Genomic DNA, 25,225 nt, shown 5'->3' with positions numbered 1-25,225 from the left:
GACCAATGACCTCGTCCCACCTCGACAAAGGCGTGCTGGCCAATCCGGTGCAGCGGCCGGCCCCGCTGCGCGACAGCGTCTACGAGACGCTGCTGGAGCTCATCACGCGGCGGCGGCTGCCGCCCGGACGCCACCTCGTCGAGAACGAGCTCGCCGAGCAGCTGGGTGTCTCCCGCCAGCCGGTCCGCGAGGCGCTGCAGCGGCTCAGCAACGAGGGCTGGGTGGACCTCCGCCCGGGCTACGGCGCGTTCGTGCACCAGCCCAGCGAGAGCGAGGCCGACCAGCTGCTGGCCGTGCGCTCGCTGCTGGAGACCGAAGCCGCCCGGCTCGCCGCGGGCGCCGCCACTCCCGAGGGGGTCGAGCGGCTGCGCGAGCAGTGGCGCGCCGGCATTGAAGGCCTTGAGCGCGGCGACACCGACGCGATGGTCGACAGTAACGCTGCACTGCACCACGGCATTGTCGAGATCGCGGGCAACCAGGTGCTGGAAGGGCTGGCAGGACAGGTCGCGCGGCGGGTGCGCTGGTACCACGGGTTCGTGGTGCAGCAGCGCGGCCGCGAGTCCTGGAAGGAGCACGAGGCCATCATCGAGGCGATCGAGGCCGGCGACCAGGAGCGCGCGGCCGCCCTCATGCATGAGCACACCGAGGCCACCCGACTCGCCTACCACGACCAGGCGCTTGAGGGCGGTGACGGGCTCGAGGGCCTCGCGGAGGACAACGAGGACGCCGAGGCTGCAGAGAGCGAGACCGCCGGCGCCGCCGGGCACCGCTCGGCCGTCTGACCGCCGCGGGCGGGCTCGGGGCGGCGGCTGTCGGCACCGCGGGTGTCGCTGCCCGCCGAGCGCGGTGGGGTCGCCTCCTTGCGGCGCGTCCCCGCGCGTCCCCGCGTCTGCGAGCGCGGTGCGGCGCCGGCGCTGCCTCGCCGAAGACCGCCGCTCCGAGCGCGGCTCCGCCGGCCCACCGCTCCGGAAACTCGAGTGATTTCGGGCGCACGACTGGCGCGAATGTGGTCCAAGACACCACAATGTAGGGCGACCTCTCCGCTGGAGGGGTGGCGATGGCGCGCACGGTGCCGCATCGGTCGATGCCGGCCCCGTCGTCGACGCCGGGGCCGGACAACCCCTGGGTCCGGCCCCGGTCGGCATCGCATGCGGATGGGAACGGGGATGCTGATTCGGCAGTTCGAGTACCTCGTCGCCCTGGCGCGCGAGCGGCACTTCGCGCGTGCCGCGCTCGCCTGCCACGTCTCGCAGCCGGCGCTCTCGGCCGGTATCCGCAAGCTGGAAGCCGAACTGGGCGTGTCCATCGTGCGGCGCGGCCACCGGTTCGAGGGCTTCACCCCCGAAGGGGAGCGGGTACTGCTGTGGGCGAGTCGGATTCTAGAGGAGCGCGACCGCCTCACCGCCGACGTCGACACGGTCCGCGAGGGCCGCATCGGCACGCTGCGCATCGGGGTGCTGCCCGAGGCCGCCGCCGCGTTCGGCTGCGTCGCTGCTCCCTTCGGCGCCCGGCACCCGCGGGTGGCCCTGAGCGTGCGCACCATGTCCGCCGCCGAAATCCAGCGGGCACTCTCCGACGGCGCCCTCGACTGCGCCACGCTGCGCACTCCCCTGGACCCGGCGCGTTCGCGCGGGCGCACGGTGCTCTACCGGGAACGCCCGGTCCTGCTGACCTCCGGCAGCGGGCGCTTCGCCGACCGTGCGGCGCTGGACTGGGAGGAGGTCGCGCACGTGCCGCTGTGCCGCCTGCTGCCCGATCCGCTGTGGCCGCGCGCGGCCGATGCCGTGGCGGCGGCCACCGGCGAGGATCCGGCGGTGCGGGTCGAGGTCGACTCGCTGCCCGCGCTCTACGAGCACATCAGCCGGGGCGGCGGCTGCGCGGTGGTCACCCATTCCTGGCTTGCGCCCGGCGGTATGCCCGACGGGCTGCGCGCGGTCCCGCTGGCCGAGACCGGCGAGGCCACTGGGGTGGGGCTGGTGATCGCCGAGCACCACCCCGAGCCGCTGCTGGCCGCCGACCTGGCGGCCTTCGCCCGTTCGGTGCCGTTGCAGGGGCGCCTCGACGCCTTGCTGCCGGGGTCGGCTCAGGGCGGCCCGGTGCCGGCGCCCCGGGACTCCGGCGGCGGACTTCCCCTGCGGGAGGACTGAGGAGCGCCGGGCGGTGCGCCGCTGCTGGAACTCCGCTGATCATCGATATCGACGGTGGGTGCGGGGTGGGGTCGCTGAGGGCGCACGCCGGAGGGGCGGACGGGGCCTCCCTCGCCCCGCCTGCCCGGCCGCTGCGCCAGAGGTCTGAGTTTACTCGTGAGGAAGCCTGTGACCTGCAAGAACAACAAGTCATTCGGGCGTGTCCAGGGAGTGTCAAGGATCGACCACTATCGTGGTGTACATGGCTTCCAACGACCACCGCGCAGGAAAGAGTCAAAGCACCCTTGATCCAGGCCGGATCGAGCGGGGGTCGGGCGGTGAAGCGGAGTCGGCCAAGTCTGGCTCGGGCAGCAACGGGGCGCCCGTCCAGTCGGTCGACCGGGCGATCACTGTTCTGGAGATACTCGCTCAGCACGGCGAAGCCGGGGTCACCGAGATCGCGGCCGAGTTGGGCGTGCACAAGTCCACGGCGTTCCGGCTCGTCGGGGCCCTGGAGCGGCGCGGACTCGTCGAGCAGCCGGGGTTGCGCGGAAAGTACCAACTCGGGTTCGGCATAATCCGTCTGGCCGGAACCATGGCCGCCGGACTCGACCTCACCCAGCAGAGTCGGCGCGTCTGCGAAGATCTCGCATCCGAGCTCGGTGAGACGGTGAACATCGCCATCCCCAGCGGAGACATGGTCGTCAACATCGATCAGGTCCGCGGGGCCTCGGCGATCGTCAGCCAGAACTGGATCGGCCGGCAGAACCCCCTGCACACGACCTCCACCGGAAAAGTGCTGCTGGCCTACATGCGCGTCCCCGACCAGCGTCGGGTGCTGCGCGGGCCATTGGAGCAGCTCACCCCCCACACAATCACCGACGCCGACACCCTGCAGGCCGAGATCGACGAAATCCTCGAACAGGGGTTCGCCAAGGCGGTCGAGGAGCTGGAGGTGGGCCTCAACGCGGTAAGCGCGCCCATCCGCGGGCTCACGGGCGAGGTCATCGCGGCCCTCAGCGCGTCGGGCCCCTCCTACCGGATGGAGGAGGACAAGCTCCCCGCCATCGGTGAGGCGGTCTGCAGAGCCGCCGTGGAGATCTCGATCCGCATGGGGCACATGGAAACCGCCGACACCTGACCGCACCGCTGCGCCGCCGGACCTACCCCCGCGAGTCGATCTCGCAGCCCAGCGCGGCGGCCACGATCCGGGCGGCGCGCTCGACGACCTCCTCGACCGGAGGTGCGATATCGAGCGTGACGCCCGGTTCGTCGTCGGCAAGCGGCTCCAGGGTGGACTTCTGGGAGCGGAGCAGCGTCTCGGGCATGAAGTGGCCCTTGCGCTCGCGCAGCCGCGCGGCGATGAGCTCGGTGGATCCGTCCAGGTGCAGGAAGCGGACGTCGGGGGCCGCCGCGCGCAGCACGTCGCGGTAGCTGCGCTTGAGTGCCGAGCACGCCATGAGCGTCGACTCGCCGCGCCCGTCGTGCCCGGCGATCCACGCGGCCAGCGCCTCCAGCCACGGCTGCCGGTCCTCGTCGGTGAGCGCCGTGCCGGCCGACATCTTGGCGACGTTGGCGGCGGGGTGGAAGTCGTCCGCCTCGGCGAAGGGCAGGTCCAGGCGCCGCGCGAGGGGCTCGGCGACGGTGCTCTTGCCCGTGCCGGAGACGCCCATGACGACGAAGTGCGTGCCGTGTGCCATTCCTTGCTCCAACCGTGCGGATCTGTGAACGCGCGGTGTACGCGCCCTAATAGTGTTACCAATGAATCGCCGACGTGCTGCGGGCGCCCCCGTGCCCTCGCAGCCGCTGCAGGGCCGAAGGAGACACATGAGCGCCGCCGCCGACCACCGGACCCTGCACAACCGCGTCCTCGCAGAGGTCGGACCCGCGATCGCCGCGGGCGAGTACGAGCCCGGAGCCGTTCTTACCCTGGACCGGCTGGCCCAGAGCTACGGCGTGTCCCGGACCGTGGCGCGCGAGGCCGTGCGCGTGCTGGAGTCCATGCACCTGGTGGTCAGCCGTCCGCGCACCGGCGTGCGGGTGCGCCCGCCCGAGGAGTGGAGCGTCCACGACCCGCAGCTGATCCGGTGGCGGCTGGCCGGACCCGGCCGGATGGGCCAGCTGCGCTCGCTGACGGAGCTGCGCGCCGCCGTAGAGCCGCCCGCCGCCGCGTTCGCCGCCCGCCGCGCGGCCCCCGCCGACCGCGAGTTCCTGCTGGAGCTGAACGAGCGCATGGTCGCCACTGGGCGCAGCGGCGACCTGGAGGCCTTCCTGCGCCTGGACATCGAGTTCCACCGCAGCATTCTGGAGATGTCGGGCAACGAAATGTTCGCCGGTCTGACGGGCGTGGTGTCGGAGGTGCTGACCGGCCGCACCGAGTACGACCTGATGCCGCGCCGGCCCCGGCCCGAGGCGCTGCGCCTGCACACCCACGTCGCCGATGCGATCGGAGGCGGCCTGGCCGATGTGGCCCAGGCCGCCATGCGCGCGATCGTCGACGAGGTCGTTGCGGCCCTGGAGGACGAGGAGGCCGCGGACTGCGGCTGAGGGGGCGGAGCCGCCCTCCAGGGCCCCGGCCTACAGGACCAGGCTCAGCAGCGCCGCCAGCACGAAGCCGACGGTGCCGAGAAGCGTCTCCATCACCGTCCACGTGCGCAGCGTGGTCTTGACGTCCATTCCCAGGAACCGGCCGACCAGCCAGAACCCGGAGTCGTTGACGTGGGAGAGCACGGTGGAGCCACAGGCGATCGCCACCACGATCAGCGACAGGTCGACGGTGCTCAGGCCGCCGGAGGAGGCGACCAGCGGGGCGACGAGCGCGGCGGTGGTCGTCAGCGCGACCGTCGCCGAGCCCTGGGCCACCCGCAGGCACGCCGCGATCACGAACGCCGCCAGGATCACCGGCATGCCGGTGGACTCCAGGCTGCCGGCGAGCGCGTCGCCGATGCCGCTGATCTCCAGCACGCCGCCGAACATGCCGCCGGCCCCGGTGATGAGGATGATCGAGCAGACCGGCGCCAGCGAGTCGTTGGCGAGCTTCTCCAGGTAGTTGCTGGAGAAGCGGCCCGGAGCGAGCGCGACCATGGCCACGAGGGTGGTGATCAGCAGGGCGATGGGCGTCTGGCCGACCAGCACGAGCGCCTGGACCCACAGGGCGTCGCCGGGCACGGCGCCCGTGGCGCTCAGGGTGGTCAGGCCGGTGTTGGCGAAGATGAGCACCATCGGCAGCAGGAGAATGCCCAGCACCGTCGCCAGGCGCGGCGCGCCCTGGGGCACGGTGTCGGCGGCGGGCGCGGTCCGGGCGGCCGTCTTCGAGGCGGTACCGCCGCCCGTGCCGCCGGAGGTCCCCTCTTGGGCGGCGCCGTCCTCGGGCGCGGCGGCGCCGAACTCGGCGGGGGCGGGCAGGTAGAAGCGGCGCCCGGCGTAGAGCGAGTAGAGGTAGCTGGCGATGTACCAGGTCGGCACGGCCAGCACCAGGCCCACGATCAGAGTGACGCCCATGTCGGCCTCGATCTGGCCCGCGGCGGCCACAGGGCCGGGGTGCGGCGGAACGAAGGCGTGCATCACGGCGAAGGCGCCCGCGGTGGGCAGCGCGTAGAGCAGCACGGAGCCGCCGAGGCGGCGCGCGACGCTGAAGACGATCGGCAGCATGACGATCAGTCCGGCGTCGAAGAAGATCGGGAAGCCGAAGATCAGGGAGGCGACGCCCAGTGCGAGCGGCGCGCGCTTCTCCCCGAAGGCGCTGATCAGCGCCCCGGCGAGCACACCGGCGCCGCCGGTGACCTCCAGAAGCCGGCCGATCATCACGCCCAGGCCGACCAGCAGTCCGACGCTGGCGAGCGTATCGCCGAAGCCGTAGAGCATGGTGGGCACGACGTCGTCCAGCGGGATGCGGGTGGCCAGCGCGACGCCCAGGCTGACCAGGACGAGCGCGACGAAGGCGTGCAGCCGCGCCCAGATCACGAGTGCCAGGAGCACGGCGATCGAGGCGGCCGCTATCAGCAGCAGCGGCACCGTGCCGTATGCGGGGTCTATCGGTTCCACGGGTTCCTCCGGGAATGGGGATGAGGCTGGCGCGCGATGTGACGTGCGCCAAGACGGCTGGCGGCAATGGTAATACCATTTGTGAGGACGTGTGATCCTCCCCGTTCGGAATTGTTATCCGAACCGTGCGGCGGACGTCGCCGCCGGTCGCGGGGCGGTCGCCCTTCGACCGCCGGCATCCTCGGCGCGGCCGGGCTTTCAGGTCCGCGCCAGCCGCAGGGTGAGGATCTGGAACGGGCGCAGGGCGAAGGCCACCCGGCCGCCGGAGACTTCGATCGGGCCCTCGTCCAGCGGTTCCTCCAGCAGGTCCACCGCAGCGGCGCCGGCCAGCGGGAACGACGCGCGCAGCGCGCCGCGCACCCGGGCTCCGTGCGCCTCGTACAGACGCACCACCACGGCGCCCGAGCGGTCCTCGGCCAGCTTCACCGACTCGACCACCACGCCCGCGCCCTCCGCCGCCACCAGCGGAGCCACGTCGGCCCCTCCGGGCGCCGCCCGCTCGGGCAGGTTGAGGCGGTAGCCCTCGCGCACGGCGTCGGAGATGCCGGCGCCCGGCACCAGCGCGTAGGCGAAGACGTGCCGGCCCTGGTCGGCTTCGGGGTCGGGAAAGCGCGGCGCCCGCAGCAGCGACAGGCGGAGCACGGTCGTGGTTCCGCCGTCGCGGCGCACCGCGCGGTCCACATCGTGGCCGTAGGTGGAGGCGGTGGCCAGCGCGTGCCCGTAGCCCGGCTCGCCCGCGCGCACCCACCGGTGCCCGCAGGCCTCGAACCGGGCCGCGTCCCAGGAGGTGTTGGTGTGGGCCGGGCGGTGCACATGGCCGAACTGGATCTCGGCCGCGACCTCGGACGCGCGCACATCCAGCGGGAACGCCGCCTTGAGGAAGCGCTCGCGCTCGTGCCAGTCGACCTCGGCGGTGAAGTCCACCCGGACCGACCCCCGCTCCAGTGCGACGACCTGGCGCGCGGTGGAGGAGCCGAAGGAGCGGACCGCCTCCACCGCCGCGCCCTCGGGGGCCTCGCGCAGCACCCGCACCGAATCGGCGGCGGTGAGGTCGGCCAAGGTGCGGCGGTAGAAGGCGTCGACATCCCAGGCGTCCCACGCGTTGGGCAGGTCGCGGTGGAGCTGAAGCAGGTTGGCGGCCGCCCCCGGCGCCAGCGCCTCGCGGCCGCTCGCCGCCTCCACGACAGACGTGACCAGGCCCCGTGCGTCCACCGCCACGCGCAGCAGGCCGTTGTCCAGCACGTAGCCGCCGCCGTCGCGGCCGAGCGCGACCGCCGGCGCCTCCGGGGCCCCGCCTTCGCCCCCTGCGTTCGCGCGCGACCGCCCGCCCATCGCGGCCACGCCGCCGCGCTCGTGCGGACAGGCGTTGAACACGGTGACCGCGCCTGCGCCGCCGCGCTCCCCGGCGCCGGTCCCCCCGGCGAGCACCCGGCGGGCGCCGTCGGCGATCTCCTCCAGCTCCGCCGTGATCCGGACGTAGGCCCGCGTCGCCTCGCGGTGCACCCAGGCGATCGAGGAGCCCGGCAGGATGTCGTGGAACTGGTGCAGCAGGACCCGCTTCCACAGCGCCTCCAGCCGCTCGTAGGGGTAGCGGTAGGCGCCCGAACCCGCGTCCGCGGTGCGCACGGCCGCCGTTGCCGCCCACAGCTCGGCCTCGCGCAGCATGTGCTCGCTGCGCCGGTTGCCCTGCTTGGTGCGCGCCTGGCTGGTGTAGGTGCCCCGGTGCAGCTCCAGGTACAGCTCGCCCAGCCACACCGGAGCCTGGTCGGCGTACTCCGCCTCGGCGGCGGCGAAGAACTCCGCCGGGCTTTCCAGGCGCACCCGCGGCGAGCCCTCCAGGTCGGCCGTGCGCGCCGCCCGCGCCAGCATCTCCCGCGTGGGTCCGCCGCCGCCGTCGCCGTGGCCGAAGGGCACCAGCGAGCGCGAGGCCGGCCCGGCGTCGCGGAACCCGCGCGCGGCGTGCGCCAGCTCGTGCCCGGTCAACTCGGCGTTGTAGGTGTCCACCGGCGGGAAGTGGGTGAACACGCGGCTGCCGTCGATGCCCTCCCACCAGAAGGTGTGGTGCGGGAACGCGTTGTCGGCGTTCCACGACAGCTTCTGGGTGAGGAACCAGCGCGACCCCGACAGCCGCACCAGCTGCGGCAGCGCGGCGGAGTAGCCGAAGGAGTCGGGCAGCCAGACCTCGCGGGTCTCGACCCCCAGCTCGTCGCGGAAGAACCGCCTGCCGTAGGAGAACTGGCGGGCCAGCGCCTCGGAGCCGGGCATGTTGGTATCGGCCTCCACCCACATCCCGCCCACCGGTGCGAACCGCCCCCGGCGCGTGTGCTTGCGCAGCCGGGCGAAGAGCGCGGGGTGGCTCTCCTTGAGCCAGGCGTACTGCTGGGCCTGCGACATCGCGTAGACGAGGTCGGGGTGGTCCTCCATCAGCGCGGTGGCGTTGGCGACGGTGCGCGCCACCTTGCGCACCGTCTCGTGCAGCGGCCACAGCCAGGCGGAGTCGATGTGGGCGTGGCCCACCGCCGAGACGCGGTGCGCGCTGGCCTCGGCCGGGTCGGCCAGCACCGGCGCCAGCAACTCGCGGGCCGAGCCGGCCGTGGCGGCGGTGGAGGCCGCGTCGGTCGGGTCGAGCACGTCCAGGGCTCGCGAAAGGGCGGTGCGGATGCGTGCTCGGCGCGGCGACCCCTCGGGCAGCTCCCGCATCAGCTGGCCCAGCACCTCGGCGTCCATGCTCAGGCCCCACACCTCGGGGTCGAAGACCGCCAGGTCGGCCCGACGCAGCCGGTACAGCGGAGCGGAGCCGGCGGTGGCCGGATCGCCCAGCGGCGTCGGAGCGAAGCCGTCCGGCCCGAGGACCACCGGGTTGGCCGCGGCCTCCACCCGCAGGTCGACCCCCTCGCCGCCGCGCGCCGGCGCGGCGACCCGCACCCAGCGGTTGCGGGGGTTGAGCCCTTTGAGCGGTGTGCCGTCGGGGAGGTGCACCAGCCCTTCGGCGCAGAACCCGGGCCGGTCGGGGTCGAAGCCGAGGTCGAGGACGGCCTCCACAGTGCGGCCCGCCCACTCGGCGGGCACCCGGCCCGTGAAGCGGAACCAGGAGGTCCCCCACGGCGGTCCCCAGGCCTGGCCGACGGCGGCGGGGGAGTAGGGCGCCGCGACGCCCTCGGCGGCCGGAACCGGCCCGCCGGGAGCGTCCCAGCGCTCCACGGTCAGCGGGACGGCGGCGGCATAGACCGAGGCCCACAGGCGTTGGCCCAGCACACGGGTGAGTCGGCGGTCGAGTCGGGCGTGCTCGTCGTGCATGCGGCGCTCCGTCTGCCTGGGCGGCGGCCTTCCGGTACGCTCTCCGCCCCCGCCCGGGAAGTCAAGGTTCACGCCGTGCGGTTCGATACGTTGGACCGGCGCGGCGCGGCGCGCGGGTGGTGCCAGCACCACCGCCGGTTGAAGGGGCGGCCGGACTGACGCGGCGGTGCCCGGTCGAGCAGACTGAAACCGACGGGACACCGGCGTAGGAGAACGGGAAGAGCAGGGCGGATGCACAGGCTGATCAACCAGGTACGCCCGTACCCGTGGGGGGCGCGCACCGCCATCCCGCGGCTGCTGGGTATCGAGCCCGACGGGCGGCCCCAGGCGGAGCTGTGGCTCGGCGCCCACCCCGGCGCCCCCAGCACCGTCGTCACCCCCGAGGGACCCTCCTCCTTCGACGACGTCATCGCCGCCGCACCCGAGGAGATGCTGGGCGAGCGCACCGTCGAGCGGTTCGGCGAGCGCCTGCCGTTCCTGCTGAAGGTGCTGGCCGCCGAGGAGCCGCTGTCGCTGCAGGTCCACCCCGACTCCGCCCGCGCCCGCGCGGGCTTCGACGCCGAGGAGGCCGCCGGCATCCCGGTCACCGCCCCGCACCGCAACTACCGCGACCCCTTCCACAAGCCGGAGCTGGTCCTGGCGCTGGAGCCGTTCGAGGCCCTGTGCGGGTTCCGCGACCCGGCCGCCGCACGCGCCGACCTGGACGGGCTGACCGGCGACCTGGCCGGGCGGCTGCGCGCCGACCTGGGGGCCGCCGGCGTGCACGCCGCCCTGCGCGCCGCGCTGACCCGGCTGCTCACGCTGCCCGAGGATGTGCGCTCGGACCTGGTGGGGGGCTTCGTGGCGGAGTGGAAGCGTCTGGGCGCGGGCGCCCACCACGACACCATCGTGGAGCTGGCCGAGCGGTATCCGGGCGATCCCGGCGCGGTCGCGGCGCTGCTGCTCAACCGCGTCAGCCTGCGCCCGGGCGAGGCGCTGTTCCTGCCCGCGGGCAACGTGCACGCCTACCTTCGCGGCACGGCGGTGGAGGTCATGGCCGGCTCGGACAACGTGCTGCGCGCCGGACTAACCGGTAAGCACGTCGACACCGCCGAGGTGCTGTCGGTCGTGGACTTCTCCGTGCTGCCCATCCCTTTCACCGGTCCCGTGCCCGACCGCGGGCGCACCGAGTTCCGTCCCGGTGTCTCGGAGTTCGCGCTGGCCACCGCCGGGCCGGGGCCCATCAGCACCCGGCTGGACGGCGGCGCGCCGTCGGTGGTGCTGTGTCTGGACGGATCGGCCGACCTGGTCGCGGAGTCCGGCGAGGTCCTGGCGCTGGGGCGCGGCGAGTCGGTGTTCGTGCCGGCGTGCTGCGGGCGGGTCACCGTGCGCGGGGAGGGCCATCTGGTGGCGGCCACGGTCGGCGACTGAGCGGCCGCCGCGGAGGGGCCCGAGGGCGCCGCAGTGCGCGTGCGCCGGACCGCCGGTACGCTGAGACACCCGATCCGACCTTGGCGAGGAGTGCCTCATGACGCTCGAACGTCCCCGAGTCGACGTCGCGCCGGGCCCGCCGCCGGCCGATCTCGAGGTCGCCGACCTGACCATCGGAGAGGGCGCGCAGGCCGGGCACGGTTCCACTGTCGACGTGCACTACGTCGGCGTCTCCCAGTCCACGGGCGAGGAGTTCGACGCCTCTTGGAACCGCGGCGATCCGCTCAGCTTCGTGCTGGGCGGGCGCCAGGTGATCGAAGGCTGGGAGCAGGGCGTGCTGGGCATGCGCGTGGGCGGCCGCCGCCGGCTGGTCGTCCCGCCCCACCTGGCTTACGGCGACCGGGGCGCCGGCGGCGTGATCAAGCCCGGCGAGACCCTGGTGTTCGCGGTCGATCTGGTGGGCGTGAGCTGAGGGCTCGCCCCACCGTCGCGGCCGGCGCGGGTCGGCGCCCCGGCCGACGGGCGCCGCCCGCTCCGCCTGCGCGGGGGCGGATCAGCGCAGCGTCTCGCCGACCGTGACGCGGCCCTTGAGCAGGTCGCGGGCGATGGTTCGGCGCTGGATCTCGTCGGTGCCCTCGAAGATGCGCAGGAGCCGCAGGTCGCGGTACCAGCGCTCGATGGGCAGTTCGCGGGTGTAGCCCATGCCGCCGTGGATCTGCATCATCCGGTCGACGATCTCGTTGGCCTTGACACCGCCGAACAGCTTGGCGATCGACTGGGCGTGGCGGGAGTCGCGGCCCTGGTCGACCTGCCAGGCCGCGTGCAGTACGAGCAGCCGCAGCGCCTCGATCTCGGTCTCGGAGTCGGCGATCATCCACTGGATGGCCTGGCGCTCGGCGATGGCGGCGCCGAAGGTCCGGCGGGTCTGGGCGTAGTCGATGCTCATCTGGAGCATCCGCTCGCAGCCGCCCAACGCGCGGGCCGGCAGCAGGTAGCGGCCCTTGCCGATCCACTGCATCGCCAGTTCGAAGCCCCTGCCGACCTCGCCCAGCACGTTGGCCTCGGGCACGCGCACGCCGTCGAAGACCAGTGAGGCCGGGCGGCGCTCGCCCATGGTGTCGATGGGCTGGGAGGTCCAGCCGGACTCGCGGTCGGCCAGGAAGCAGGTGACGCCGCCGTCGGCGCCGAGGTCGGGGTCGGTCACGGCGAAGACCAGCGCGAAGTCGGCCTCGCAGCCGCCGGTGATGAACGTCTTCTCGCCGTTGATCACCCATTCTGAGCCGTCCTTGACGGCGCGGGCGCGGATCGCCTTGGCATCGGAGCCGGCGCCGGGTTCGGTGATGGCGAAGCACGAGCGGCGCTCGCCGGAGATCGTGGGCAGCAGGTAGCGCTTCTGCTGCTCCTCGTCGGCGTGGAAGAGGATGTTGTCGGCCTCGCCGCCGAACTTGAAGGTCAGGAAGGTGCGGCCGAGCTCGGCCTCGATGAGCGCGGCGGTGACCGCGTCCAGGCCCATGCCGCCGTACTCGACGGGGGTCTGCACACCCCAGAAGTCGGACTTGCGCGCCAGTTCCCGCAGGCCGCGCACCTCGTCGGCGTTCAGCCCCGGCGCGGCGCCTCCGCGTTCGCGGCGCAGCACGTCGTTCTCCAACGGCATGATCTCGCGCTCGACGAAGGTGCGCACCCACGCCCGGATCTCCCGCTGCTCCTCGCTCAGTCCGAAGTCGACCATCCGCCCCAGCTCCCCAATTTACCTAACAGTGTTCGGTTTTGAGCGTAGGCGCTGCCCGCGTCCGCGCGCAAGCCGCCCCCTCGGCCGCGCGGGCGGCACGGTCCGGGCGGGTGCTCGCGCCTGCGCGCACCCGTGCGGCGTGGCAGGATCGCCTCAGGCCCAGTCGCCGCGGACCGCGGCGCGAGCCGATGACGGGAGGAAACGGTGGCCCGACCCAGGACGCCGATGCTGAGCGTGACCGGCATCCGCAGTGCGGCGCTCGCACTCGTCGACCGCGACGGCCTGGAGAGCCTCTCCATGCGCAGGCTGGCCCAGGAGCTGGACGTGCAGGCGGCGTCGCTCTACAGCCACTACCGGACCAAGGAGGACCTGCTCGCCGACATCGCCAACGAGATCATGGCCGAGGTGGACGTCTCGGGGTTCGCGTACGGCGACTGGCGGCACGGCCTGACCGTGTGGGCCCGCTCCTTCCGCGCGGCGCTGGCGGCCCACCCCAACCTGGTGCCGGTCGTCGCCGCGGGCCCGGGCCGCCGCGAGGCCGCGCTGCGCCGCGCCGACGCCGTACACGGCGGGCTGGTCGCGGCGGGCTGGCCGCCGCGCCACGCCACCATGATCGGCGCCTCGACCAAGTACCTGGTGGTGGGGGCGGCGATCAACTCCTTCGCCCGCGGCTTCGACGCCGACGTGCAGGTCTACCGCGACCGCTACCCCAACCTCTCCCAGGCGCACCGCCTCGCCGAGCACGCCGCCGAGATCGACGATGCCAGCTTCGAGCTGGCGCTGTCGGCGTTCCTCGACGGCCTCGGCCACACCCTCGCCGCGCTCGACGGCGAAACCCGTTGATCTTGTAGCTATCGTGATGAAAAACGATTTCCAGTGACGATAGCTACAAGATCGACGGTGGCTTCGGCCGTGCGGCTACTCCAACCCCATGCGGGCGGCCGCGGCGTCCCACGCCGCGGTGCCGGTCGGCTCGTAGCGGCGGGGGCGCTCGGCGGCGTAGACCAGGCGCCTCAGGTCGGCGTGCGAGGCGCCCGGCAGGGCCGCGCGCGCCTGGACGACCAGGTTGCCGATCGCGGTGGCCTCGACCGGACCGGCCTCCACCGGCAGGCCCAGCGCGTCGGCCGTCCACTGGCACAGCAGTTCGTTGCGCGCACCGCCGCCGACGAGGTGGACGACCTCCATGTCCTGGTCCGCCAGCGTGCAGGCGCGCCGCAGCGCGTCGCGGTGGGCCAGGGCCAGGCTCTCCAGCACGCAGCGCAGCAGGCCGCCGCGGTCCCCGGGCACCGGCTGACCGGTCTGGCGCAGGTGGTCGGCGATGCGCGCGGGCATGCCGCCCGGCGCCAGGTAGCGCGGGTCGCCGGCGTCGATCAGGGCGGCGAACGCGGGCGCGGACGCGGCCTCGTTCAGCAGGCCGGGAATGGCGGATTCGTCCAGGCCCCAGTCGCGCAGGCACTCCTGCGCCAGCCACAGCCCCATGATGTTGCGCAGGAAGCGGGTGGTGCCCTCGACGCCCAGCTCGTTGGTGAAGTTGGCCGCGCGCGCGGCCTCGGTGGTCACCGGCGCGTCCAGCTCCAGGCCGGCCAGCGACCAGGTGCCGCACGAGACGTAGCCGAAGCGCTCGGTGCGCGCGGGCACCGCGGCCACCGCCGACGCGGTGTCGTGCGAGGCGACCGCCGCGACCTCGGTGCGGGCGTCGAGACCGGTGTGCTCGGCCGGCCCCGGAAGCAGGGTCCCGATGCGCTCTCCGGGGGAGCGCAGCTCGCCCAACAGGGAGACGTCGATACCGGCCGCCTCTGCGAGCTCCGCCGACCAGCGCCGGGTGGCGACGTCGAGCAGGCCGGTCGTCGAGGCGTTGGTGACCTCGGTGCCGCGCTCGCCGGTCAGCCAGTAGCCCAGCAGGTCGGGGATGAGCAGCAGCGAGCGCGCGGAGCGCAGCTGCGCCGTGCCGCCCGCGGCCGCGAGCTGGAAGACGGTGTTGAAGGGCAGGTACTGCAGCCCGTTGCGGGCGTAGAGCTCCGCGGCGCCGACCCGCTCGACGAAGGCGTGCGCCGTGTGGTCGGTGCGGGAGTCGCGGTAGTGGTGGGGAAGCCCGAGCAGCGCGCCGGACGCGTCGAGCAGGCCGTAGTCGACGGCCCAGGAGTCGACGCCGACCGAGCGCGGCGCGTGGCCGGCGGCCGCGGCCGCCCGAAGGCCGTCGAGCACGCCGTTGTAGAGCCCGCCGATGTCCCAGTGCAGCCCGCTGGGCAGGCGCAGCGGCCGGTTGGGGAAGCGGTGCACCTCGGTCAGCGCGAGCTCGTCGGTACCGACGCGGCCGACGACGACGCGCCCGCTGGAGGCACCGAGGTCGACAGCGGCGAAGACGTCGGAGTGGGACACGGCGGGGCCTTTCCGAGTTGGGGCGGCGGGAGCCGCCGGTCGGTCTGTGCGGGGAAGCGGAGGACGGGCGGGACCGGCGGGCGGGCGCGGCTGTCCCGCCCGCCTCCCCGCCCCCGATCAGCGCAGGAACGCCGCGGCGACCCCGGCGTCGACCGGGACGTGCAGGCCCGTCGTGTGGCTCAGCTCGCCGCAGGTCAGCGCATAGACCGCGTTGGCCACGTGCTCGGGCAGGACCTCCCGCTTGAGCAGGGTGCGCTGGGCGTAGAAGGCGCCGAGCTCCTCCTCGGGCACGCCGTAGACCGCCGCGCGCTGGGCGCCCCAGCCCCCGGCGAAGATGCCCGAGCCGCGCACCACGCCGTCGGGGTTGACGCCGTTGACCCGGATGCCCTCGCCGCCCAGCTCGGCGGCCAGTAGCCGCACCTGGTGGGCCTGGTCGGCCTTGGCCGCGCCGTAGGCGATGTTGTTGGGTCCGGCGAACACCCCGTTCTTGCTGCAGATGTAGACGATGTCACCGCCCATGCCCTGCCGGGTCAGCACCCGGGCGGCCTCGCGGGCCATGAGGAACGAGCCGCGCGCCATCACCCGGTGCTGGAGGTCCCAGTCGGCCTCGGTGGTCTCCAGCAGCGGCTTGGAGATCGACAGCCCGGCGTTGTTGACCACCAGGTCCACCCCGCCGAACGCGAGCACGCTGTCCCGCAGCGCCGCGGCGATCTGCTCGGGCTCGGTGACGTCGACCGCCACCGGGACGGCGGTGTCGGCGCCGCCGAGCTCGTCGGCCGCCTCGGCCGCCGCGTCGGCGTCGCGGTCGGCGACCACCACACAGGCGCCCTCTGCCGCCAGGCGCCGGGCCGTAGCCCGGCCGATGCCCGATCCGCCGCCGGTTACCAGTGCGACCCGGGTCGCCAGCGGCTTGGGCGCCGGCTTGCGGCGCAGCTTGGCCTCCTCCAGTTCCCAGTACTCGATGCGGAACTTCTCCGACTCCGGGATCGGGGAGTAGGAGGAGAGGGTCTCGGCGCCGCGCATCACGTTGATCGCGTTGGCGTAGAACTCGCCCGCGACCCGCGCGGTCTGCTTGTCGGCGCCGAAGGAGAACATGCCCACGCCCGGCACCAGCACGATCGCCGGGTCGGCGCCGCGCATCGCCGGCGAGTCCGGCTCGGCGTGGCGCTCGTAGTAGGCCCGGTAGTCCTCGCGGTAGGCGGCGTGCAGTTCGCGCAGCCGCTCCAGCGCGTCCTCGATCGGTGCGTCGGGTGCGGCGTCGAGCACCAGCGGGCGCACCTTCGTGCGCAGGAAGTGGTCGGGGCACGAGGTGCCCAGCGCCGCGAGCCGCTCCAGCTCGGCGCGGGAGACGAAGTCCAGGACCGCCTCGGAGTCGGTGTAGTGGCCCACCTGCGGCCGGTCGGTGGAGGCCAGCCCGCGCACCGCCGGCAGCAGCGCGGCCGCGCGCTCGCGCCGCTCGGCCTCGGGCAGCGGTTCGCGGCCCGCGACCACCGGGCCGAAGGGGTGGGCCCTCTCGGCGCCCCGTTCGGCGATGAAGCGTTCGGCGGTGCGGATGATCTCCAGCGAGTTGGCCTCGCACTCCCGGGCCGTCTCGCCCCAGGCGGTGATGCCGTGGCCGCCCAGCACCACGCCGACGGCCTGCGGGTTGTCCCGCTTGATCGCCGCGATGTCCAGTCCGAGCTGGAAGCCGGGACGGCGCCAGGGCACCCATGCGACCCGGTCGCCGAAGCACTCGGCGGTGAGCTTCTCGCCGTCGGCGGCGCAGGCCAGCGCGATGCCCGAGTCGGGGTGCAGGTGGTCGACGTGGGCGGCGTCGACCAGCCCGTGCATCGCGGTGTCGATGGAGGGCGCGGCGCCGCCCTTGCCGTGGGCGCAGTAGTCGAACGCCGCGACCATCTCGTCCTCGCCCTCGACCCCCGGGTAGACCCCGCTCAGGGCGCGCAGTCGGTCCAGCCGCAGCACGGCCAGCCCCGCCTCGGTGAGCGTGCCCAGGTCGCCGCCGGAGCCCTTCACCCACATCAGCTGGGTGTCGGCGCCGGTGACCGGGTCGGTGGCGGTCCCCTTGGCCGAGGCGTTGCCGCCGGCGTAGTTGGTGTTGCGCGGATCGGCGCCCAGCCGGTGCGAGCGCTCCAGCAGCGCTCCGACTTCCGGGTGGGTCGTCTGCTCGGTCATCTCATCCCCTGATCTCGGCTGTGTGTCGTGTGCGGCTCAGTCGACCGCGAAGTCGGCGACGTGAACGGGGGAGGGGGCCGCGCCGGTGCTCGGCTCCTGGTAGAAGACCGACAGCCGGCCCTCGTCCAGGCGCGAGTCGTCGACCAGGACCTCGCCGAAGGAGTCGATTCCCGAACCGTCGTAGACGGTGCGCCAGTCGCGCCAGCCCGAGGCGGCCGTAGCCGCCAGGATCTTCCCGCCGGGCAGCACGGCGTAGGCGTCGTCGTCGGGCCCAAGGACCAGGCGGGAGCGCCCGAAGGCCGCCACCCGCTCGGGCAGCTCGGTCTTGTGCCAGTCGCCGGAGCCGTCGCGGAAGATGTGGAAGGGGCGGGCCCACCGCTCGCGCTGGCCGACGAAGTCGGTCACGCACTGGGTGAACCGCCCCGGCACGTAGCTGACCATGATGTGCGGGTCGCCCGCGGAGTCCACGGCCTGGGACTCCTGGTTCATCAGGGCGTGGTCGACGTCCAGCGGGTCGACGACGTGACCGGGGGTGTCGATCGAGACGCGGTCGTCAGTGCCGGTCTCGGCGGCGGGCCGCCCGTCGTCGGTGCGCCAGGTGCGGCCCCGGTCGTCGCTGTACACATAGCCGGTGTCGTGGTTGGCGAGGCCGCCCGGGTCGCAGAGGATGTCGCCGCCGGCGGCGGTCTCGCGCCAGGTGAAGGAGGCGTGCAGCCGCCCGTCGGCGTCGTAGCCGATCCCGTGCAGGTACATGTTGCGGGTGCCGCTCGTGCTGCCGTTGGCGCTGTACTCGCCTTCGGCGGAGGACCAGGCGCCCAGGCGGCTCCAGCCGCGCCCGGTGTACTCGGCCAGGTGCAGGACGCCGTCGCCCGAACCGCCGGTGCGGTAGGTGAGCTGCAAGCCGCCGCCGGGGGCGGGCACGAAGCGGGGGTAGGTGATGCCGCCCGGGTCGAGCCCTTCGAAGCTGCGCTGCACCGCGCCGAAGGAGTCGGCCTTCCACGGGCCGCGGCCGTCGGCCAGGCCCGCCTGCGAGCGGAGGTAGTACACGGTCGAGTTGTGCGTGTCCATCGCAACGTGCAGTCGACCGTCGTCGGCCGATACCCCCAGCGCGATGACGTTGTGGGAGTCGTCGGCGCTCAGCTTGTGCGGCAGCCGGACCGTCTGCCAGGCGGCGGGCGTGCCGGCCGGGCGGCGGGCGATCACCGCGGTGCGGTCGGCGGTGTACCAGGCGGCGTACTGGAACCGGCCGTGGGTGAGGATGCCCTCCTGCTGGAAGGAGTTGTTGTTGACGATCCCGTCGTAGGAGACGAAGTAGAGCCCCCGCTCGTCGAGCACGCTGTCGCGAACCAGTTCGGCGCCGGAGGCCGCGTGCGGGCCGCCCGCGTCGGTGTCGGCGGCTGCGGGCGCCGACGCGGCCGCGAGGACCGATAAGGGGGTCAGCGCGGCCAGTCCGGCCGCGGCCAGCCGCAGGCGGGCGGGTGCGGTGCGGGGGGCGCTCCCTGCGCTCGCCATGCTCAGGCCCCCCATCCTGCCTGCTGACCGCCGATGCGCTCGGCGGCAATGGCCTCCATGTAGCCCGAGCGGGCGAACGCCGCCATGGGGTCGGGGTCGCGCCCGTCCTCCTCGCGCAGCTCGGCCAGCAGCGGGCGGACGTCGGTGTTGTAGGCGTCCATCAGCACCGCGTTGGCGCCGAGCACGTCGCCGGCCCGCTGCGCGTCGCCGAGCGCGTCGCCGTCGACCAGTAGCGCCTTGGCCGTGGCCTCCTGCGCGTTGAGCACCGAGCGGATCTGGGCGGGGATCTTGGCCTCGATGTTGTGGCACTGGTCGAGCATGAACGCGATGTTCTCAGCCGGGTCGAAGCCGCCGCCGCGTACCACCTCGTACATGATGCGGAACAGCTGGAAGGGATCGGCCGCGCCCACCATCAGGTCGTCGTCGGCGTAAAAGCGGGAGTTGAAGTCGAAGGCGCCCAGCTTGTGCTCGCGCAGCAGGAAGGCGACGATGAATTCGATGTTGGTGCCGGGCGCGTGGTGGCCGGTGTCCACGACGACCTGGGCCTGGTCGCCCAGCTTGAGGCAGTGGGCGTAGGCGGTGCCCCAGTCGGGGACGTCGGTGGTGTAGAACGCGGGCTCGAAGAGCTTGTACTCCAGCAGCATCCGCTGGTCGGGTCCCAGCCGGTCGCGCACCGCCTCCAGGGCCTCGGCCAGCCGGTCCTGCCGGGCGCGGACGTCGTCCTGTCCGGGATAGTTGGTGCCGTCGGCGAACCAGAGCTTCAGGTCGGCCGAGCCGGTGGCGTCCATGACGTCGATGCAGGCGAACAGGTGGTCCAGCGCCTTGGCCCGGATCCCGGGGTCGGGGTTGGTGACGCTGCCCAGCTTGAAGTCGTCGTCCTGGAAGACGTTGGCGTTGACGGTGCCCACGCGCACGCCCTGGTCGCGGGCGTAGGCTGCCAGTTCGGCGTAGTCGTCGACCGTGTCCCAGGGGATGTGCAGCGCGACGCTGGGGGCGATGCCGGTGTAGCGGTGCACCTGCGCCGCGTCGGCGATCTTCTCGTGGGCCGTGCGCGGGACCCCGGGCTGGCCGAACACCTTGAAGCGGGTGCCGCTGTTGGCGAACGCCCACGACGGCAGCTCGATGGCCTGCCCGCGCAGCGCGGCCTTGACGGCGCTGAGGTCGGTCATGTCGGAGGACTCCTTGGAGTTGTAACGATTTATAAGCGGGGTGGTCGTTCCGCGGTCCCGAAATGCAGGCGGTTTGCAGGATCGCCCCGTGGCCCGGAGGGGCAGCGGAGGGGCGCCGGGTGAATCGGTGGCGCTCAGTCCAGGTGGAACACCTCCGTCAACGGCACCATCCCCTCGTCCGGGCGTCCGTCGAGACCCTCGAAGAACGGGGCCATCTCCGCCTGCCATCGGGCGTTGACCGCGGTGGCGGCCATCGCCTCCTGGGCGGCCGCGAAGTTCGCGGTCTCCACGTAGCCCACCAGCAGGCCGTCCTCGCGGCAGAAGATCGAGTAGTTGTGCCAGCCGGCCTCGCTGAGCGCGGCCCGCATCTCGGGCCACAGCTCGGCGTGGCGCCGCCGGTACTCCTCCAGGCGGTCGGGCTTGACCTTGAGCAGGAAGCAGACCCGCTGCATCGCCGTCCTCCCCGGTTCGGTCGGGACCCGGCCGGGCGGGCCGGGCCGGGGGCAGGGGTGCCCCGGACCCGCCCGCCCGCGGGCCGGATCAGAAGTCGAAGTCGTCGATGTTGTCCTCGTTGAACACCGTGGGCGGGCCGAGGACGATCTCGCCGTCGGCGCCGATCTCGTACTCGCCGAGCCGTCCGGCCTCGAAGGTCTGGCCCTCCTCACCGGTGATGCGCCCCGCCGAATGCGAAGCCCCGGCGTAGGCCGCGAGATAGCCCAGGTCGCTGGGCTTCCACAGCGCGAACTCCTCGACGGTGCCGTTCTTGACGTACTCCCGCATCTGGTTGGGCGTGCCCAGACCCGTCAGGGCCACCTCGCCCTTGTAGTCGGAGGAGCCCAGGTACCGTGCGGCCGCGGCCAGGCCCACCGTGGTGGGGGACACGACGCCCGCCAGGTCCGGGTGGGTCTGCAGCAGGCCCTGCATCTCGTTGAAGGACTTCTGGTCGTCGTCGTTGCCGTAGACGGTGTCGACGACCTCGATGCCGGAGTACTCGTCCTTCTTCAGCTCCTCCTCCATCAGCTTCAGCCACGCGTTCTGGTTGGTGGCGTTGGGCGTGGCCGAGAGGAAGGCGATCTCGCCCTCGCCGCCGATCTGCTCGGCGACCATCTCCACCTGGGCCGTGGCGATGCCCTTGGCCGACGCCTGGCTGATGAACAGGTCGCGGCAGTCGGGGGAGGCGTCGGAGTCGAAGGTGACCACCACGCTTCCCGCCTGACGGGCCTGGTTCAGCGCGCCGCAGACCGCGTTGGGGTCGTTGGCGGCGGTCACGATCACGTCGCTGCCCTGCTGGCTGAGCGTGTTGATGTAGCTGACCTGCGAGGAGGCGTTGGCCTCGGAGGGGCCGACCTCCTTGAACTCCCCGCCCAGCTCCTCGACCGCCTCCTTGCCGCCGGAGTCGGCCACGGTGAAGTAGGGGTTGTTCAGCTGCTTGGGCAGGAAGCTGATCTTCAGGCCCTCGGGGATCTCGGCGTTCGGGTCGGCTTCGGCCTCGGAGCCGCCCGAGCCGGAGCCCGAACCGTCGCCGTCGCCGCGGGTGGTGCCCCCGCAGGCCGAGGCGGCCAGCATGACGCCGGCCAATGCGGCGGCCGTGACGCCGTAGCGGATGTGTTTTCTCATGGTCGGTTCTTCACTTTCCTTCTGCGCGGGGGAGAAGCGGGCCGGACCGGTCGGGGAGCGGTCCTAGGAGGGCGGAGCCGGCCGGGGCCGGCGCTCGCGCACGCGGGCCAGGGTGGTGGGCAGCACCACCGAGACCACCAGCAGCAGGCCGGTGACGATGTCGAGCACGTCGGAGGACACGTCGGCCAGCATCAGGGCGTTGCGGATCGTGCCCAGCAGCAGCACGCCGGCGAGCACGCCGGGCAGCGCTCCGCGGCCGCCGAAGATCGACACGCCGCCGAGCAGCACCGCCGCCACGACCGACAACTCCAGGCCGTAGGCGTTGTCCGCGCGGGCGCTGCCGTACTGCAGCGTCCAGAAGACGCCGGCGCCGGCCGCGACGGTGCCGGAAGCGACGAACAGCCACAGCTTGGTCCAGCGCACCGAGATCCCGGAGAACCGGGTCGCCTCGTCGTTGTTGCCGATCGCGTACAACGAGCGGCCGATCGGGGTGGCGTGCAGCAGCAGGCCGAAGAGGGCGGCCAGCACCAGGATCAGCACCGCGATCCAGGGGATGTCGGTGCCCGGCAGCCGCGAGGTCGCCCCGCCCGTCCAGGTGAACGGGAAGTCGGCCACCGCCCGGTCGCCCAGCACCGCGTAGGCCAGGCCGCGGTACATCGCCATCGTCCCGATGGTCACCGCCAGCGACGGCAGCCCCGCCACCGTCACCAGCACCCCGTTCAGGGCGCCGAGCAGCGCCCCGAACAGCACGCACAGCGGGACGATCGTCTCCAGCGGCAGGCCCAGGACCCACAGCTGGCCCATGAGGGCGCTGGTCAGGCCGAGCGTGCTCGCCACGCTCAGGTCGATCTCGCCGGTGATGACGACCAGGGTCATCGGCAGCGCGATCAGTGCGATCGCGGCGACGTCCAGGATCAGGAAGCCGGCGTTGCGCCCGGTGGCGAAGCCTTCGACCATGAACGAGGCGGCCAGCACCGAGACCGCCAGGGCGCCGAGGACCGACGCCTCACGGGTGCGCAGCAGCGACCGCAGCGCCGAGGGCTTGGGCCCCCGCTGCGGCTCGGGCGCCGACCGCGCCGCCGAAGGCGGTGCGCTCGTGCCCGGGGCGTCAACCTCAGGCCCCACGGGAACCACCTCCTCGGAGCCGGCGCGCGGCGCGCAGCGCCAGCAGCCGGTCCAGTCCGATCGAGACGAGGATCAGCAGGCCGACCACCGCCTGCTGCCAGAACGAGCCGACCTGCAGCATCGGCAGCGCTGCGTCGATGGTCGAGAGCAGCAGGGCGCCCAGAGCGGCTCCGTAGACGGTGCCGCTGCCGCCGAAGATCGCCACACCGCCGACCACGGCGGCCGCCACGACCTCCAGCTCAAGGCCGGTGCCCACCGTCGCGTCGAGCGTGCCGAACCGCGAGGCGTAGAGGACGCCGGCAATGCCCGCCAGCGACCCGTTGACCACGAACGGCATGAACACCCGCCGGTCCACCGGGATGCCGACCAGGCGCGCCGCCACAGGCTCGGAGCCCACGGCGTAGAGCTCGCGCCCGCTGCGGTAGTTGCGCAGATACCAGCCGGCGCCCAGCACCACTGCGAGGGCGACCACCGCCGGCAGCGGCATCCCCAGCAGCGTCACGCGGGACAGGCCCAGGAAGCCGTCGGGCATGTCGGCGGCGTTGATCTGCCGGCCGGAGGCCCACCAGAAGTCGATGCCGCGGAACATGTACAGCGTGCCCAGGGTGACCACCAGGGCGGGCACTCGCGCGGCGGCGACCAGAACGCCGTTGACCACGCCGCACGCCGCGCCCACGAGAACCCCGGCGCCCATCACGACCGGCGTGGGCAAGCCGGGGAAGGACACGAACACCGTGCCCACCGCGAACGCCGACAGGCCCATCACCGAGCCGACCGACAGGTCGACGTTGCGGGTGATCAGCACCATTGACTGGCCCACGGCCAGGATGGTCAGCAGGGTGGCGCCCAGCAGCAGGTCGCGCACGCTCTGCCCGGACAGGAAGCCCGGGTTGGCCAGGGTGGTCACGGCGACCAGAAGCACCAGGGCGAGCAGGATGCCCAGCTCGCGCGCCTGGGGGAGGCGCCGGCCCGTGCGCACGCCGCCACCGTGCTCCGTCCGGCTCTCCTGTCCGAGCCCCCGTGCCGCAGGCGGCGGGCCCGCAGCCGCGGCGGCGCCCCCGCCGCGGGCGCCGGTCTCGTCGGATACGCTCACGCCGCCCTGCCCTTCTGGCCCGTGGCCGCGTACATCACCGACTCCTCACTCGCCTGCTCGCGCGGAATCTCGGCGGCGACACGGCCTTCGCACATGACCAGGACGCGGTCGGCCATCCCGAGCACCTCCGGCAGCTCGCTGGAGACCATCAGCACGGCGATGCCCTGGCCGGCCAGCTCGGACAGCAGCCGGTGGACCTCCGCCTTGGTCCCCACGTCGATGCCGCGGGTGGGCTCGTCGACGATGAGCAGCCGCGGCCGGGTGGCCAGCCACTTGGCCAGCACCACCTTCTGCTGGTTGCCGCCGGAGAGCGTGGTGACCGCGTCCGAGAGCCGGCCGGCCTTGAGCTGGAGGCGGTCGGCCCATTCGGCCGCGGCGCGCTCCTCGTCCCGGCGGCGCAGCACGCCCAGGCGGCTCAGCGGCCAGCGCCGGGTCAGCGTGGCGTTGCGCTCGATGGACATCTCCATCACCAGGCCCTGCTGGCGGCGGTCCTCGGGCACCAGGGCGACACCGGCAGCCATGGCCGCGGCGGGGCGGCCGGGCGGCAGGCGCCGCCCGGCCACGCGTACCGCGCCCGTCTCGTAGCGGTCGACGCCGAAGACGGCGCGCACCACCTCGCTGCGCCCGGCGCCGACGAGCCCGGCCAGCGCCACGATCTCGCCGGCGCGCACGGAGAGGCCCACGTCGGCGAAGACGCCGGTCCGGCCCAGGCCCTCGACCTCCAGAACGGTGTCGCCGGCGGCGACGTCCTGCTTGGGGAAGAGCGTGGCGACCTCGCGGCCCACCATGCTGCGCACCAGGTCGTCGACGGTCAGCTCGGCGACCGGCTCGGTCGAGATGTAGCGGCCGTCGCGCATCACGGTGACGCGGTCGCACAGCCGGAAGACCTCGTCGAAGCGGTGCGAGATGAACAGCACCGCCGCGCCGTTGTCACGCAGCGAGCGCGCGACCGCGAACAGCCGGTCGACCTCCACGCCCGAGAGCGCCGCGGTCGGTTCGTCCATCACCAGCACGCGTGCGTCGAAGGACATCGCCTTGGCGATCTCGACGAGCTGCTGGTCGGCGATGGACAGGCCGCGGGCGGGCCGGTCGGGGTCGAGCCGCACGCCCAGGCGCGCGAACAGCGCGTCGGCCGCCTCGCGCATGGCGCGGCGGTCGATGCGGCGCCCGCGCGCCAGCGGCTGGCGGCCCATGAAGATGTTCTCCGCGACCGAGAGGTCGGGAAACAGGGTCGGTTCCTGGTAGATGACCGCGACGCCGGCGCGCTGGGCGTCGGCGGGGGCGTTGAACGCTGTCGGCTCCCCCAGGACCTCGACGTGCCCGGTGTCCGGACGGTGCACCCCGGCGATCGTCTTCACCAGGGTCGACTTTCCCGCCCCGTTCTCACCGCAGAGCGCGTGGATCTCGCCCGCACGCAGCTGTAGGGAGACGTCCTGGAGGGCGTGCACGGTCCCGAAGGACTTGGACACGCCCGCCAGAGACAGGAGCGGAGGAGCCGGTGGTGGGTGACGGTCCACGGCGTCCTCCTTCGGCAATCGAGCGCCGCGGGGGC

General features: G+C 73.3%; 20 protein-coding genes. 7 read left to right on the top strand and 13 right to left on the bottom strand.

Annotated features, from left to right (window positions below; translation table 11 throughout):
- Window positions 1–5: 5 nt before the first annotated feature.
- The 3 genes from RM446_RS15810 to RM446_RS15800 all read left to right on the top strand — a co-directional run bounded on the left by RM446_RS15810 (window position 6) and on the right by RM446_RS15800 (window position 3,267).
- Complete coding sequence (locus tag RM446_RS15810) at window positions 6–782, top strand: GntR family transcriptional regulator (protein WP_311546071.1); 777 nt, start codon at window positions 6–8, stop codon at window positions 780–782.
- A gap of 384 nt (window positions 783–1,166) precedes the next feature.
- Window positions 1,167–2,147, top strand: a complete 981-nt coding sequence (locus RM446_RS15805) for a LysR family transcriptional regulator (protein ID WP_311546070.1) — start codon at window positions 1,167–1,169, stop codon at window positions 2,145–2,147.
- Between the two features lie 241 nt (window positions 2,148–2,388).
- Window positions 2,389–3,267, top strand: a complete 879-nt coding sequence (locus tag RM446_RS15800) for an IclR family transcriptional regulator (protein ID WP_311546069.1) — start codon at window positions 2,389–2,391, stop codon at window positions 3,265–3,267.
- Window positions 3,268–3,289: 22 nt separating this feature from the next.
- Here the strand turns inward: RM446_RS15800 and RM446_RS15795 are convergent, their stop codons facing one another.
- Entirely contained in the window at window positions 3,290–3,826 is a 537-nt protein-coding gene (locus RM446_RS15795; RefSeq protein WP_311546068.1) for a gluconokinase, read from the bottom strand.
- Between the two features lie 127 nt (window positions 3,827–3,953).
- Here RM446_RS15795 and RM446_RS15790 point away from each other — a divergent pair, with 127 nt between their 5' ends.
- Window positions 3,954–4,673: a FadR/GntR family transcriptional regulator gene (locus RM446_RS15790; RefSeq protein ID WP_311546067.1), complete on the top strand. Its 720-nt coding sequence runs from the start codon at window positions 3,954–3,956 to the stop codon at window positions 4,671–4,673.
- A 30-nt stretch (window positions 4,674–4,703) separates the two neighbouring features.
- On the opposite strand, the gene RM446_RS15785 is transcribed toward RM446_RS15790, so the two are convergent.
- Complete coding sequence (locus RM446_RS15785; RefSeq protein ID WP_311546066.1) at window positions 4,704–6,170, bottom strand: GntP family permease; 1,467 nt, start codon at window positions 6,168–6,170, stop codon at window positions 4,704–4,706.
- A 198-nt stretch (window positions 6,171–6,368) separates the two neighbouring features.
- Complete coding sequence (locus RM446_RS15780) at window positions 6,369–9,467, bottom strand: alpha-mannosidase (protein WP_311546065.1); 3,099 nt, start codon at window positions 9,465–9,467, stop codon at window positions 6,369–6,371.
- Window positions 9,468–9,698: 231 nt separating this feature from the next.
- On the opposite strand from RM446_RS15780, the gene manA reads away from it, so the two are divergent.
- Complete coding sequence (manA, locus tag RM446_RS15775; protein WP_311546064.1) at window positions 9,699–10,877, top strand: mannose-6-phosphate isomerase, class I; 1,179 nt, start codon at window positions 9,699–9,701, stop codon at window positions 10,875–10,877.
- A 97-nt stretch (window positions 10,878–10,974) separates the two neighbouring features.
- On the top strand, window positions 10,975–11,349 hold the full coding sequence (locus tag RM446_RS15770) for an FKBP-type peptidyl-prolyl cis-trans isomerase (RefSeq protein WP_311546063.1): 375 nt from the start codon (window positions 10,975–10,977) through the stop codon (window positions 11,347–11,349).
- An 81-nt stretch (window positions 11,350–11,430) separates the two neighbouring features.
- Here RM446_RS15770 and RM446_RS15765 read toward each other — a convergent pair whose 3' ends face one another.
- Entirely contained in the window at window positions 11,431–12,606 is a 1,176-nt protein-coding gene (locus RM446_RS15765) for an acyl-CoA dehydrogenase family protein (RefSeq protein WP_311546062.1), read from the bottom strand.
- A gap of 204 nt (window positions 12,607–12,810) precedes the next feature.
- Between RM446_RS15765 and RM446_RS15760 the strand changes: the two genes are divergently transcribed.
- Window positions 12,811–13,449: a TetR/AcrR family transcriptional regulator gene (locus tag RM446_RS15760; protein ID WP_311546061.1), complete on the top strand. Its 639-nt coding sequence runs from the start codon at window positions 12,811–12,813 to the stop codon at window positions 13,447–13,449.
- Between the two features lie 75 nt (window positions 13,450–13,524).
- On the opposite strand, the gene RM446_RS15755 is transcribed toward RM446_RS15760, so the two are convergent.
- From RM446_RS15755 to RM446_RS15715, 9 genes are all read right to left on the bottom strand, one after another.
- On the bottom strand, window positions 13,525–14,985 hold the full coding sequence (locus RM446_RS15755; protein ID WP_311546060.1) for a rhamnulokinase: 1,461 nt from the start codon (window positions 14,983–14,985) through the stop codon (window positions 13,525–13,527).
- Window positions 14,986–15,102: 117 nt separating this feature from the next.
- Window positions 15,103–17,157 carry a bifunctional aldolase/short-chain dehydrogenase gene (locus RM446_RS15750; protein ID WP_311546059.1) on the bottom strand — a complete coding sequence of 685 codons (2,055 nt, stop codon included), beginning with the start codon at window positions 17,155–17,157 and terminating at the stop codon, window positions 15,103–15,105.
- A 36-nt stretch (window positions 17,158–17,193) separates the two neighbouring features.
- Complete coding sequence (locus RM446_RS15745) at window positions 17,194–18,669, bottom strand: BNR repeat-containing protein (protein ID WP_311546058.1); 1,476 nt, start codon at window positions 18,667–18,669, stop codon at window positions 17,194–17,196.
- A gap of 2 nt (window positions 18,670–18,671) precedes the next feature.
- A complete protein-coding gene (gene rhaI, locus RM446_RS15740; RefSeq protein WP_311546057.1) occupies window positions 18,672–19,838 on the bottom strand; it encodes an L-rhamnose isomerase in 1,167 nt (388 codons plus the stop codon).
- Window positions 19,839–19,972: 134 nt separating this feature from the next.
- Window positions 19,973–20,290, bottom strand: a complete 318-nt coding sequence (locus tag RM446_RS15735; RefSeq protein ID WP_311546056.1) for an L-rhamnose mutarotase — start codon at window positions 20,288–20,290, stop codon at window positions 19,973–19,975.
- A gap of 88 nt (window positions 20,291–20,378) precedes the next feature.
- The gene (gene rhaS / locus RM446_RS15730; protein WP_311546055.1) at window positions 20,379–21,455 is read right to left on the bottom strand and encodes a rhamnose ABC transporter substrate-binding protein; all 1,077 of its coding nucleotides are present in this window, start codon (window positions 21,453–21,455) and stop codon (window positions 20,379–20,381) included.
- Between the two features lie 63 nt (window positions 21,456–21,518).
- A complete protein-coding gene (locus RM446_RS15725; protein ID WP_311546054.1) occupies window positions 21,519–22,580 on the bottom strand; it encodes an ABC transporter permease in 1,062 nt (353 codons plus the stop codon).
- Window positions 22,570–23,673, bottom strand: a complete 1,104-nt coding sequence (locus RM446_RS15720) for an ABC transporter permease (protein WP_398695279.1) — start codon at window positions 23,671–23,673, stop codon at window positions 22,570–22,572. The genes RM446_RS15725 and RM446_RS15720 overlap by 11 nt, the downstream gene beginning before the upstream one ends.
- Entirely contained in the window at window positions 23,670–25,190 is a 1,521-nt protein-coding gene (locus RM446_RS15715) for a sugar ABC transporter ATP-binding protein (RefSeq protein ID WP_311546053.1), read from the bottom strand. Before RM446_RS15715 ends, RM446_RS15720 begins: the two co-directional genes overlap by 4 nt.
- Window positions 25,191–25,225 lie beyond the last annotated feature (35 nt).

This window comes from Streptomonospora wellingtoniae, assembly GCF_031845375.1.
Taxonomy (GTDB): domain Bacteria; phylum Actinomycetota; class Actinomycetes; order Streptosporangiales; family Streptosporangiaceae; genus Streptomonospora; species Streptomonospora wellingtoniae.
This window is presented reverse-complemented; position numbering and strand designations above follow the sequence as displayed.